Source organism: Microbacterium marinilacus, from assembly GCF_019753765.1.
GTDB lineage: Bacteria > Actinomycetota > Actinomycetes > Actinomycetales > Microbacteriaceae > Microbacterium > Microbacterium marinilacus.
Genome location: NZ_JAIJZW010000001.1, coordinates 357,522 through 369,165, shown reverse-complemented (window position 1 = coordinate 369,165; position 11,644 = coordinate 357,522). Strand labels below are relative to the sequence as shown.

The window sequence follows — 11,644 nt, the reverse complement described above, 5'->3', positions numbered from 1 at the left end:
GTTATCCGCCCGTGACCTATGCCGCGGCTGTGCGAGGGGCTCGGCCTCGCGTCCCGCTGGGCCATCGTGCACGAGCGACGCGTGTGCCGGTCAGTCGAAGCACGGCGGCAGGTGCGCGTCGTCTCCGCTGTGCATCAAGACCATGCCGGTTCCGCCGTCGCTGGATGCCATGAGCGTGAGCCACGTCCCGCCGCCGGGGACAACCCAGCGGTCACCGCCGAAGCGATCCTGTTCGGGCTCCCCGTACGCGGCCGCCACCTCGCCGGGAGAGCTGTCGACCGAAATGCCCTCTCTGGTGCGGGGGAGGGAGGACGGCTCGAGCGACGTGGAATCGTCGGTGAGCCGGATCGCGACGATGGCGCCGTCCTCCGCGGTGACGATCCAGTTGCCGTCTCGATCGAGCGAGCTCGTGGAGCACCCCGGGTAGGAGTCCTCCGGGACGCCCATCCCCTGCTCCGCGAGGAGCGACGCCGTCTCCGTCAGGCTGGCGCCGAGGCGCAGCGGTCCCGCCCCGTCCGGCGTGAGGGTCCACGTCGTCGGGTCGTCGACGTCCCAGTCCGGTTCCCCTGTCGCCGGCGGCTCGGTGGGTGCCGCGCTCCCGGTCGGGGTGGGTTCGACGCTCTCGGTCGGGGTCGGGGCCGTGACACGGTCCTCTTCGGAGAGGCCGCTCAGCAGGGTCGCACCCCCGAACGCCGCGGCGACGATCGCGACGGCCGCCGCTGCGGCGAGCGCGATCGTACCGACACGGCGGGCGGGCATGACACGTCCGCCCCGCGGCGCGGGGGCCCCACCTGCGACCCGCGCGGGGGCGCTGCGCGGGCGCTCGCGCTCGGCCTCGGCCGTCAGCGACGCGCGGGCGGCGGCGAGCTCGGTCGCGGTGGGGCGCGGCACGTCGCGCCCCAGGTCACGCACGAAGCGAAGCGAGTCCATCGCTGTCCTCCTCGGAGTCGGGGCGGGTGGTGATCCCGTCGGCGCGCAGACGGCGCCGGATGCGGTTGAGGCGCGACCACACCGTGCCGACCGGCACGTCGAGCGCGGCCGCGATCTGCTCGGTGCTCAGGTCGCCCCACGCGTGCAGCAGCAGCGTGTCGCGATCGGCGGCGCTCAGGCGACGGATCCTCGGCACGAGCCGCCGCAGCCGCGACACGGCGTCCGCCCGCTCGGCGGCGGCGTCGATGTCACTCACCGCCGTCTCGACCGCCAGCGCGGCGGACGCCTGGAGCGCGCGCCAGCGCCGGGCCTCGGCAGCACGCGCCTTGTGGGCGAGGCGCGTCGCGATGCCGAGCAGCCACGGCAGCGCCGAGTCGCGGGTCAGGTCGTAGTCGGCGCGCCGGCGGAACGCGACGAGGAACGTCTCGCTCAGCACGTCGTCGCCGGCGTCCACGCCCACGAGCCGCCGCGCGTAGTGCCCGACCGCGACGGCATGGCGGTCGAACAGCGCGGCGAACTCGCTCGGCCGGGCGAGCGAGAGCCGGACGATGTCGGAATCGGTGGTCACGATCGGTATTGCCCCTACGGCGCATCCTCCTTCACGTCGCCGACGATCCGGCATCCCGGGCGTGTCGCGCGGCACCACGACGCGCCGCGACCGGATCGTTGCATCCGCGCCGTCGTCCGGTATTCATGTACTCGGAATATATATACGGGGAAACCCCGGGAAGGAGACGCGATGAGCGTCCGCCAGAGCCTGCTCGCGATCCTGGACCAGGGCCCCTGCTACGGCTATCAGCTGCGCGCCGAGTTCCAGCGCCGCACGGGATCGACCTGGCCGCTCAACGTGGGGCAGGTCTACAACACTCTCGAGCGCCTGGAACGCGACGGCCTGGTCGCGCGCGGCGACGCCGACGACCAGGGTCACGTCTTCTGGGAGATCACGGCGGAGGGCCGCGGCGAGGTCGCCTCCTGGCTCGGCCTCCCCGTCGAGCCGGGCAGGGGTGCCCGCGACGACCTCGCGATCAAGGTCGCGCTGGCGGCCACGCTGCCCGGCGTCGACCTCGGGGCCGTCATCCGGACGCAGCGCGACGCGGTGACGCGACGACTGGAGCGGCTGCGGGACACGCAGACCGCCGAATCCGACCGGGCGGCGGACGAGGGCCCCGAGCAGCTGGCGCGCGCTCTCGTGATGGAGTCGATGGTGCTGCAGGCGGAGGCCGAGGCCGCCTGGCTCGACCGTGTCGAGCAGCGCGTCGCCGCCCATCCGGGGCACGCCGTGGCTCTGGGGCTGTCGTCGGAGCGTCCCCGGCGGGGCCGGCCGGCGAGGGCCACGGCCACGGCGCGGGCGTGATGGGCGTGAGGCGCGGTCTCCCGCGGCTCGCACGGCCATAGGATCGACCCATGGCCGGATTCTGGGGCAGGCGCAAGCGCGAGGAAGAGGCGGCGCAGCAGGCGCAGGACGACGACCTCGCCCGCCGGGCACGGACGGCGCTGGTCGCCGCCGACGAGCGGATCCGATCGACGTCCGACGAGCTCGAGTTCGCCGCCGCCGAGCTCGGCGAGACCGCGACCGGGCCGCTGCGGGAGGGCATCACGGCGGTCCGCACGCACATGGCGGAGGCCTTCCACCTGCACCAGCTGAACCACGACGAGATCCCCGACACCGCCGACGAGCTGCGCACCCGCAACGCACGCATCGTGCAGCTGTGCGAGTGGGCGGAGGACGTCCTCGACGAGCGCACCGAGGCGCTCCGCGAGCGGATCGCGACCGTGCGCCAGGCGCCGCAGGTCATCGAGCGGGTGCGGACGGACGTCGAGCGACTGCGCGCACGACTGCCGCAGACGCGCGACACCGTGGCCCGCCTCTCCGGCCGCTACAGCGACGCGGCGCTGCACCGCGTCGCGGCGAACCCCGACGAGGCCGAGCAGCTGCTCGACTTCGCGCTGCACAGCGCCGACGTGTCCGCGCGCCGGCGCGAGGCACGCCGCGCCGAGGAGGCCAACGTCGCTCTCGAGACCGCCACCGAGGCGGTGCGGCGCGCGGGGACGATCATCGACGGCGTCGAGGACTTCGAGATCGAGGCGCTGCGCGCGCAGTCGACGCTCGCCGAGGTCGTGGCCGACTCCCGCCAGGACATCGTCGCGGCGCGCCCCCTCATGCAATCCGGCTCGCCGCACAGCGCCGAGGTCACCGAGGCGGTCGCCGACCTCGAGGCGGCTCTCGCCGCCCTGCCCGGCCCCGGCACGGCCAGCGACCCGTTCGCCGACCTCGCCGCCCTGCGCGACGCCAACGCCGCCCTGGACACCGTGGTCGACAAGGCGCGGCGTCGCGCGGAGCGGCCCCTGCCGTCGATCGAGCAGGTGCGTCACGCCGTCGACGCCGCCGACCATGCGATCGCGGTCGCGCACAGCGTGATCGCCGGGCATCGCGGCTGGATCGGCGCCGATGCGCGCACGCGCCTCGCCGAGGCCCAGCGGCTGCGCCCGGACGTCGACCCGCTGCTGTCGTCCGAGGAGACCCGCGAGGAGGCGCTGACGCTCGCGCGCCGGGTGCAGCAGCTGGCGAACGAGGCCCTGCAGGCGGCGCAGCGAGACATCGACTCCGGTCGGCCGGACGGCGACGACTGGGGCGGGTCCGGGTGGGGCGGCGGACCGGGATGGGGCGGCGGCCGCGGCCGGCCGCGCACCGGTGGCGGCGACATCCTCGGCCCCGTGGTCGGCGGCCTGCTGCTCGGCGGCCTGCTCGGCGACCTCTTCGACTGACGGCGCGGGGGCTCTGCCCGCTCGCCCGGCACGGTGTGCACGACGCGAGGACGGACGGTGCCGATCCCGGCGCGTCGCGACGGACGACCGACCTCCTCTTTCGTCGCGCCCGCGGCCGGCCGGCTACGCCCCTGCCGCGATCCCGCCGGGGATCGCCGCGAGCAGCTCCCTGGTGTAGTCCTGCTGCGGCGAACGGAAGATGCTCTCCGGCGTGCCCGACTCCACGATGCGCCCGCGCTGCATCACGTGCACCTCGTGGGAGATCATGTTGACGACCGCGAGGTCGTGGCTGATGAAGAGGTATCCCAGCCCGAGCCGACGCTGCAGGTCGACGAGGAGCTCCAGGATCTGCGCCTGCACCAGCACGTCGAGCGCCGACACCGCCTCGTCCAGCACGACCAGCTCCGGCTCGACGGCGAGGGCGCGCGCGATCGCGACGCGCTGCCGTTGTCCGCCGGACAGCTCGTGCGGCAGGCGTTCGGCGAGATCCGCCGGAAGCGCCACCTGGTCGAGCAGCTCGCGCACGCGCATCCCGCGCGAGCGGCGGTCGCCGATCCGGTGGACGCGCAGGGGCTCGGCGATCGAGTCGGCGATCGTGTAGCGGGGATCGAGCGATGCGAACGGGTTCTGGAAGACGGGCTGCACCGTCCGCCGGACGGCGAACAGCTCGCGCCGCCCCATGCGGGCGAGGTCCTTGCCGCCGACGCGGATCGTGCCTTCGCTCGCCGTCTCGAGGCCGAGCAGCATCTTCGCCGTCGTGGACTTGCCCGACCCCGACTCCCCCACGATCGAGACCGTGCGTCCGCGCGGGATCGCGAAGGTGACGTCCCTGGCTGCCCAGAACTCCTCGCCACGTGCGCGACCGCGCAGCCGATAGCTGCGGCCGACGGCCTCGACGCTGACGAGCGTCTCGGGCTGATCGTCCGGCACCCCGCCCGCGTCGATCAGCGGCGTCGTCGCGAGACTCGGGGCCGCGGCGACCAGTCTGCGCGTGTAGTCCTCGCGCGGGGTCTCCAGGATCGCACCGGCCGGCCCGGCCTCCACGAGCTCCCCGCGGAACATCACGAGCACGCGGTCGGCGCGCTCCGCGGCGAGGGCGAGATCGTGGGTGATGAGGATCACGGAGGTGCCGCTGTTCCCGGTCAGCTCTCCCAGCCTGTCGAGGATGCGCCGCTGCACCGTCACGTCGAGCGCGCTGGTGGGCTCGTCCGCGATCAGCAGCCGCGGCTCGCACGCGAGGCCCATCGCGATCAGGGCCCGCTGCCGCATGCCGCCCGAGAACTCGTGCGGATACTGGTCGACGCGCCGCTCGGGCTCCGGGATGCCGACCATGTCGAGCAGCTCCAGGACGCGAGCGCGGCCGCCGGGCCGGCCGTGCACCTGCAGCGCCTCGAGGATCTGCGCGCCCACCGTGTGGACGGGGTTGAGGTTCGACATCGGGTCCTGCGGCACCAGCCCGATGCCCGCACCGCGCAGCGCCGTCATCTCGCGCTCCGAGAGGGTCGTCAGCTCGCGCCCGTCGAAGTCGATGCTGCCGGCGGAGATGCGCCCGTTGCCCGCGAGAAGCCGGTTGATGCTCGCCGCGACGGTGGACTTTCCCGATCCGGACTCGCCCACGATCGCGACCGTCTCGCCGGCCGCGACGTCGAACGAGACGCCCTTGACGGCCTCGAAGGGGCCGCCGGGCGTGGAGAACGACACCCGGAGGTCCCGCACGGACAGAAGAGGGGCGGTCATGGTCGGGCTCCCGTCGTCGAGGGGTGGAGAAGATCGTCGGCGCGCGCCATCGCCTCGCGCCACAGCGTCTCGGAGGCGACGAGCCGCTGGCGGACGGGCGCGGGGCGGCCGTGCAGCCGGTTGGTGAGCAGCACCGCACGGACCGCCGGATCGGCGTCGGTGGCGGCCGCCGCGGCGACGAACGTGCCGGTGAAGCCGCTGTGCCCGACGAACGTTCGCGGCCGTCCGCGCCAGGGCAGGCGGTAGATCATCACGCCCTGGCCCTGCCCGTCGTCGAGCTCGGTGGAGAGGGCGCGCACACTGTCGTCACCGAGACCGTGCGCCAACGGATCCGCGAGCACGCCCGCGATCGCCATCAGCCCGGCGGCGTCCCCGAACCACCCCGCGTGTCCGGCGGCACCGCCGAAGGCGTGGTACGCGTTGCCGTCGGCGACCTCGCCGCGCAGCGTGCGGGTGCGCCAGCCGAACCCGTCGGTCGCCAGGCCCACGGGATACGGCACCCCGCTGCGCACCATCTCGCGTTCGATGGCGTCGCCGTCGGGCCCGGCCGCGGCAGGCGAGCCGGGCGCGGCGGCGGCCGGCGCGACGGTCGTGGCGCCGAGCGGATCGAGCACGAGGCGGCGGACGGCCTCGGTCAGCGGTGCGCCCGTCGCCCGGGCGATGACGGCTCCGAGCGCCTGCATCCCGATGTCGGAGTAGTGCCGTGCCGCTCGCAGCGGATATCGACGTGGCAGCCTCAGGCCTGCGGCCACGGGGTCCTCCCGCGCGTCCGCGACGAGGTACAGCGGCCACCACTCGGTCAGTCCGGCGCGGTGTCGCATCAGGTCGTCGACCGTCGCGTCCACGGCCGCGCCCGCACGGGCGCCGAGGACCGCGCCGGCGGTGGTGTGGTCCGTCAGGGAGCCGTCGTCGATCAGCCGACGCAGCGCCAGCGTGGTCAGCGTCTTGCTCACGGAGGCGAGGTCGAACGCATGCGAGGGCGTCATCCTCTCCCCCGTGCGCAGGTCCGCGGCGCCGGCGGCGGCGACGTGCGTCTCGTCTCCCTCCGAGAGGGCGAACACGGCGCCGGGAGGCGCGTGTCCGTCCGGCCGCTCGGCGACCACCGCCTCGGCGACGGCGTCCCAGGCACTCATCGCCGGCTCCTCCTCGGTCCGCGGATGCCCAGGCCCGGCCGATCGTCGAGGACGACGCGCTCGCCGTCGTACCGTGCGCCGCCGTCGACGGGCGCCCCCGCCTGCCAGAGCCCGGCATCGAGGTCGTGCACGCGGCCCGGCAGCGTGACGGCCAGGTGGGCGGCCGCGGTGATGCCGACGACGGTCTCGAGCATCGAGCCGATCAGGACGTCCGTGCCCGCGTCACGCGCGGCATCGATCAGCTCGCGCGCCGCGAAGATTCCTCCGGTCTTGGCGAGCTTGACGTTCACGAGGTCGGCGGCGCCCGCGCGCACGAGCTCCCGCAGGTCGCGGAGGCTCCACACGGACTCGTCGGCGAGGATCGGCGTGCCGACGGCGCGCGTCACGCGCGCGAGCGCCGCGACGTCCTGCGCGGGCGTCGGCTGCTCCACCAGCTCGACGCCGAGTCCGTCTTCCTCCCAGCCGCGGATGAGCCGGATGGCCTCGTCCGCGCTCCACCCCTGGTTCGCGTCCACGCGCAGCCGGACGTCCGCCGCGGGTCCGCGGCGCAGGGCTCGGAGCACGCGGTCGTCGGCCGCGGCGTCGGTGCCGAGCTTGACCTTCAGCACATGGAATCCCGCGGCGACGTGCTCCCGGGCGTCGGTGAGGACGGTCGCCTCGCCCACCGCGGACAGCGTCATGTCCGTCGTCGTCTCGCGCGCCGAGCCCGGCTCGAGCAGGCGGTGGACGGGGACGCCCGCCGTCTGGGCGGCGAGGTCCCACAGGGCGGCGTCGACCGCCGCCTTCGCGGCGGTGTTGTGCGCGACCGCCCCGGCGAGCGCGGGCCCCCACGCTCCCGGCTCCGTCGCCGGCAGCCCCACGAGGGCCTGCGCGATGGGTCCCTCGACGACGGCGCGGGCGCCGTCGGCGCTCTCGCCCGTCACCCGCCAGCTGAGCGCCGCCTCGCCCCAGCCGACGCGACCGTCGGCATCGGAGACGCTCACGATCGCGGCGTCGAGCGTCGTCGCGCGGCGCACGGCGGTCACGAACGGGCGCCGCAGCGGCACGCTGACCGCCTGCGTCCGGATCTCCGCGATCTCAGCCATCCGCGGCCGCGTCCTCGTCGGCGGCGACCACACGCAGACGCTGGGGGGCCGGGCGGGGCGGGGGCAGCTGCAGGGGCCGGTCGCCCGGGGTGAGCGAGCCCAGCACGCGCGGCGACGACGCTCCCGTCGCGCTCGGCAGCGCCCCGGGCGCCCCGTGCCAGGACAGCCACCCGATCAGCGCCATCAGGACGGCCTCCTTCTCGTCGGCGCCGAGGCCGATCAGGTCGCTGCGTCCCACGCGGGTCGCGGGCAGCGCGCGCGCCAGCCCGTCCATGAGCGCCGCGTTGTGCACGCCGCCGCCGGAGACGTGCAGCTCCGCCGGGTCGAGCGGGGCGAGCGCGTCGGCGATGGTCCGCACCGTCAGCTCGGTGAGCGTGGCCACCAGGTCGGCGCCGTCGATCTCCCGCCCGGCGCGGGCGAGGGCGTCGTGCACGTAGGCGAGGTGGAACAGTTCCTTGCCCGTGCTCTTCGGCGCCGCCAGACGGTAGTACGGCTCACGCAGCAGCCGGGCGAGCAGGTCGTCGTCGACGCGTCCGCTCGCGGCGATCGCGCCACCGGCGTCATAGCCGGACGGATGCAGGCCGCGCTCGCGGACCACCGCGTCGATCAGGGCGTTGGCGGGCCCGATGTCCCACGCGCGAGGATCGCCGTCCCCGACCACGGTGACGTTCGAGATGCCGCCGAGGTTCAGGGCCGCCACGGGCCTCCCTCCGACCGCACGGCCGGCGAGCACGAGCTGATCGAGGGTGGAGGCGAGCGGCGCTCCCTGCCCGCCGGCGACGATGTCGCGGATCCGCACGTCCGACAGCACCGCCGAGCCCGTGGCCTCGGCGATCCATGCGGGCTGGCCGAGCTGCAGGGTGCCGAGCACGCGGCGTTCGCGGACCCAGTGGTAGACGGTCTGACCGTGCGAGACGACGAGGTCGACGCCGTCGCCGAGCTCGCTGACGGCCGCGTCGGCGAAGGCCTGGCCGATCAGCGTGTCGAGCTGCGCGACCTCCTCGAGCGTCGTCGGCGCGGGCGGCAGCGCGTCCACGAGCCGCGAGCGGAGGGCGTCCTCGTACGGCACGGACGCCTTCGACACGACCGTCGCGACGAGGCCTTCGCCGTCGTCTCGGAAGTCGACGACGGCGACGTCGATGCCGTCGTGGGACGTCCCCGAGATCATCCCCATGACCCTCATCGCGACGCCCTCCCCTCGTCGTCGAGCGCCGCGCGGAGCCGGCCGCCCGCCGCGTCGAGCGCCGCACGCGCGGCGTCGATCGGCAGCCCGCGGCGGATGGCGACCACCGCCACCGGCACGGAGTATCCGGACTCCTCGAGTCGGGCGCGTGCGACGTCCTCCGCGACACCGGCGACGCGGGAGACGATGCGCTCGGCCCGCACGCGCAGCTTCGCGTTCGACGCCCGCACGTCCACCATGAGATTGCCGTAGGTCTTGCCGAGGCGCACCATCGAGATCGTCGAGAACATGTTCAGGACGAGCTTCTGGGCGGTGCCCGCCTTCAGCCGCGTGGAGCCGCTGACGAGCTCGGGGCCTGTGATCACCTCGATGCCGTGGTCGGCGGCGCGGCTCAGCTCGGTGTCGGCGTTGCAGGACAGGCCCACGCCCAGCGCCCCGCGCTCGCGCGCCCGCGTCACCGCGCCGATGACGAAGGGGGTGCGGCCGCTCGCGGCGATGCCGACGACGGAGTCGAGGGGCCCGACACCTGCCTGGTCGATCGCCGTCGCGCCGGCCGCGGCGTCGTCCTCGGCGCCCTCGATCGCTTCGACGATCGCGCGCGGGCCGCCGGCCATGATCCCGATGACGCGGTCTCGCGTGGAGAAGGTGGGCGGGATCTCGGACGCGTCGAGCACGCCGATCCGTCCCGGCGTGCCGGCGCCGACGTAGAACAGCCGCCCGCCGCGCAGCATCCGATCGGTCACGGCCTCGATCGCGGGGACGATCTGCGGCAGCGCGTCGCGGACGGCGAGCGGGACGCCCCGGTCGGCCTCGTTCATGAGCGCGGCGAGCTCGGCGACGCCCAGCGTGTCGATGTCGGCGTAGCGGGGATCGGCCGCCTCGGTGGTCAGCGAGTCCAGTGTCGCCACGGTTCAGTGTCCTTTGCGGTTGGGGTCCAGGGCGTCGCGCAGCCCGTCGCCGAGCAGGTTCAGCCCGACGATCAGAAGGATCAGCACGAGCCCCGGACCCGCCATGGTCCAGGGGGCGGCGACGACGAGCGTCTGCGCGTCGAAGACCATCGAGCCGAGGGACGCGGCGGGCGGGGGCGTGCCGAAGCCGAGGAAGCTGAGCGACGCCTCCGTCAGCACCGCCCACGACAGCGACAGGGTGATCTGGACGATCAGGATGCCGGTGATGTTCGGCAGCACGTGACGAAGCATGATGCCGGGCGCGCCCATGCCCGTCGCCCGGGCGGCGCTGACGTAGTCGATCTCGCGCAGGGAGAGGACCGGCCCGCGGGTCACGCGGACGAAGATCGGCGTGTAGACGACCGCGATCGCGATCGCGACGGTGAACCAGGTGCGCGAGAACACCGACGCCAGGGTGAGCGCGAGCAGCAGCGGGGGGAACGCGAAGAGCACGTTGGTGACGCCGCCGATGACGCTGTCGCCGAGCCCGCGCAGATAGCCGGAGACGAGGCCGCCCGCGACGCCGACGACCGCGGCGAACGCGACGGCGACGATCGACACGAGCGCCGAGTTGACGACGCCCGACGCGACCCGGGCGAGGACGTCGCGCCCGAACTGGTCGGTGCCCAGCCAGTGCGCGCCCGACGGCGGCTGCAGGCGCGAGGCGGTGTCCTGGGCGGCGGGGTCGCCCAGGAGGCCGGTCGCGGACGCGATGGCGAGCAGGGCGAACGCGACCACGAGGGTCAGGCCCACCAGTCCGCTCGAGCTGCGCAGCAGCGGGGCGAGGGCGCGGAGGCCGGCCCGGCTGGGCGCCATGGGCGCGGCGACGGCGACGGTGTCGCTCATGCCGCACGCACCCGCGGGTCGATCCTGCGGTAGAGCAGGTCGGTGAGCAGGTTGACGATCACGAACAGCAGCGCGATCACGAGCACGGTGCTCTGCACGACGGCGAACTCCTTCTGGTTAATCCCCAGCAGCACCTGCCGCCCGATGCCGGGCAGCGAGAAGATCTGCTCGACGACGACGGCCCCGCCGAGCAGGTAGCCGAACTGCATGCCGGTGATCGTCACGATCGGCACCAGGGCGTTGCGGAGCACATGCCGCCACTGCAGGCGACGCGGGGGGACGCCCTTGGCGCGCGCGGTGCGGACGAAGTCGAGCGAGCGCACCTCGAGGACGGCGGTGCGGGTGGTGCGCATGACCGGCGCGGCGATGCCGAAGCCGAGCACGAACGCCGGCAGCGCCATCTGCGCGAGGTTGCGGGCGGGGTCCTCCCACAGCCGCGCGAACCCGAGGCCGTTCGGGTTGAAGCCGAACGACTGGGCGGCCACCGCGAGCAGCGTGGTCGCCAGCAGGAACGCGGGCACTCCGAGGCCCGCCAGCCCCACGCCCTGGCCGATCCAGTCGCGAACGGCGCCCGGCCGCGACGCGGAGAGCATGCCGAGCGGGATGCCGATGACGAGCGCGAGGAGGATCGCCAGCACGGCGAGCTCCAGGGTGACCGGCAACGCGAGCGCCGTCATCTCGAGCACGCTCTGCTGGGCGCGCGCGGAGAAGCCGAGGTTGCCCGTGACGACCGCGCCGAGCCAGGTGAAGAACTGCACGACGAACGGCTGATCCAGTCCGTAGTAGGCCTCGAGCGCCGTGCGCTGCTCGGGCGACAGGGCGGCCGCCTCGGTGCCGTAGGCGGCGGTGATCTGGTCGCCCGGCAGTGCTCGGAGCATCAGGAAGACGGCCACGGCGACGCCGAAGAGCGTCAGGAGCGCGCTGCCGAGACGACGGGTCAGCGGCGAGGCGAGGAAGCGATGCATGTGTCTCCTCCGCGCAGGCGGGCCGGAGAGATCCGGCCCGCCTGGGTGCGGG

At 74.4% G+C, this 11,644-nt stretch carries 11 protein-coding genes; 2 read left to right on the top strand and 9 right to left on the bottom strand.

Annotated elements, in window-relative coordinates:
* Positions 1–90: 90 nt before the first annotated feature.
* Both K5S26_RS01690 and K5S26_RS01685 read right to left on the bottom strand, forming a co-directional pair.
* Entirely contained in the window at positions 91–930 is an 840-nt protein-coding gene (locus K5S26_RS01690; RefSeq protein ID WP_221855389.1) for a hypothetical protein, read from the bottom strand.
* Positions 905–1,498, bottom strand: coding sequence for an RNA polymerase sigma factor (locus tag K5S26_RS01685; protein WP_221855387.1), 594 nt, complete (start codon positions 1,496–1,498; stop codon positions 905–907). Before K5S26_RS01685 ends, K5S26_RS01690 begins: the two co-directional genes overlap by 26 nt.
* 171 nt (positions 1,499–1,669) lie before the next feature.
* Between K5S26_RS01685 and K5S26_RS01680 the strand changes: the two genes are divergently transcribed.
* Positions 1,670–2,284 carry a PadR family transcriptional regulator gene (locus K5S26_RS01680; protein WP_221855385.1) on the top strand — a complete coding sequence of 205 codons (615 nt, stop codon included), beginning with the start codon at positions 1,670–1,672 and terminating at the stop codon, positions 2,282–2,284.
* Positions 2,285–2,334: 50 nt separating this feature from the next.
* Complete coding sequence (locus K5S26_RS01675; RefSeq protein WP_221855383.1) at positions 2,335–3,696, top strand: hypothetical protein; 1,362 nt, start codon at positions 2,335–2,337, stop codon at positions 3,694–3,696.
* A gap of 123 nt (positions 3,697–3,819) precedes the next feature.
* Here K5S26_RS01675 and K5S26_RS01670 read toward each other — a convergent pair whose 3' ends face one another.
* Genes K5S26_RS01670 through K5S26_RS01640 form a run of 7 tightly spaced genes read right to left on the bottom strand, consistent with a single transcriptional unit; the run spans position 3,820 to position 11,592 of the window.
* Positions 3,820–5,433 carry an ABC transporter ATP-binding protein gene (locus tag K5S26_RS01670; protein WP_221855382.1) on the bottom strand — a complete coding sequence of 538 codons (1,614 nt, stop codon included), beginning with the start codon at positions 5,431–5,433 and terminating at the stop codon, positions 3,820–3,822.
* A complete protein-coding gene (locus tag K5S26_RS01665; protein ID WP_221855380.1) occupies positions 5,430–6,566 on the bottom strand; it encodes a serine hydrolase domain-containing protein in 1,137 nt (378 codons plus the stop codon). Before K5S26_RS01665 ends, K5S26_RS01670 begins: the two co-directional genes overlap by 4 nt.
* On the bottom strand, positions 6,563–7,651 hold the full coding sequence (locus K5S26_RS01660; RefSeq protein WP_221855378.1) for a mandelate racemase/muconate lactonizing enzyme family protein: 1,089 nt from the start codon (positions 7,649–7,651) through the stop codon (positions 6,563–6,565). The genes K5S26_RS01665 and K5S26_RS01660 overlap by 4 nt, the downstream gene beginning before the upstream one ends.
* Positions 7,644–8,819 (bottom strand): anhydro-N-acetylmuramic acid kinase, encoded by a 1,176-nt coding sequence (locus tag K5S26_RS01655; RefSeq protein ID WP_246603412.1) that lies wholly within the window; start codon positions 8,817–8,819, stop codon positions 7,644–7,646. Before K5S26_RS01655 ends, K5S26_RS01660 begins: the two co-directional genes overlap by 8 nt.
* An 11-nt stretch (positions 8,820–8,830) precedes the next feature.
* Positions 8,831–9,742 (bottom strand): N-acetylmuramic acid 6-phosphate etherase, encoded by a 912-nt coding sequence (murQ, locus tag K5S26_RS01650; protein WP_221855374.1) that lies wholly within the window; start codon positions 9,740–9,742, stop codon positions 8,831–8,833.
* Between the two features lie 3 nt (positions 9,743–9,745).
* The gene (locus K5S26_RS01645) at positions 9,746–10,627 is read right to left on the bottom strand and encodes an ABC transporter permease (protein ID WP_221855372.1); all 882 of its coding nucleotides are present in this window, start codon (positions 10,625–10,627) and stop codon (positions 9,746–9,748) included.
* Positions 10,624–11,592 (bottom strand): ABC transporter permease, encoded by a 969-nt coding sequence (locus tag K5S26_RS01640; protein WP_221855370.1) that lies wholly within the window; start codon positions 11,590–11,592, stop codon positions 10,624–10,626. Before K5S26_RS01640 ends, K5S26_RS01645 begins: the two co-directional genes overlap by 4 nt.
* Positions 11,593–11,644: the final 52 nt, after the last annotated feature.

Excerpts from the sequence above, each read along its gene's own strand:
- K5S26_RS01655 (WP_246603412.1), bottom strand. The coding sequence starts at position 8,819 with ATGATCTCGGGGACGTCCCACGACGGCATCGACGTCGCCGTCGTCGAC.
- K5S26_RS01675 (WP_221855383.1), top strand. The coding sequence starts at position 2,335 with ATGGCCGGATTCTGGGGCAGGCGCAAGCGCGAGGAAGAGGCGGCGCAG.
- K5S26_RS01660 (WP_221855378.1), bottom strand. The coding sequence starts at position 7,651 with ATGGCTGAGATCGCGGAGATCCGGACGCAGGCGGTCAGCGTGCCGCTG.
- K5S26_RS01640 (WP_221855370.1), bottom strand. The coding sequence starts at position 11,592 with ATGCATCGCTTCCTCGCCTCGCCGCTGACCCGTCGTCTCGGCAGCGCG.
- K5S26_RS01690 (WP_221855389.1), bottom strand. The coding sequence starts at position 930 with ATGGACTCGCTTCGCTTCGTGCGTGACCTGGGGCGCGACGTGCCGCGC.
- K5S26_RS01680 (WP_221855385.1), top strand. The coding sequence starts at position 1,670 with ATGAGCGTCCGCCAGAGCCTGCTCGCGATCCTGGACCAGGGCCCCTGC.
- K5S26_RS01665 (WP_221855380.1), bottom strand. The coding sequence starts at position 6,566 with ATGAGTGCCTGGGACGCCGTCGCCGAGGCGGTGGTCGCCGAGCGGCCG.
- K5S26_RS01670 (WP_221855382.1), bottom strand. The coding sequence starts at position 5,433 with ATGACCGCCCCTCTTCTGTCCGTGCGGGACCTCCGGGTGTCGTTCTCC.
- K5S26_RS01645 (WP_221855372.1), bottom strand. The coding sequence starts at position 10,627 with ATGAGCGACACCGTCGCCGTCGCCGCGCCCATGGCGCCCAGCCGGGCC.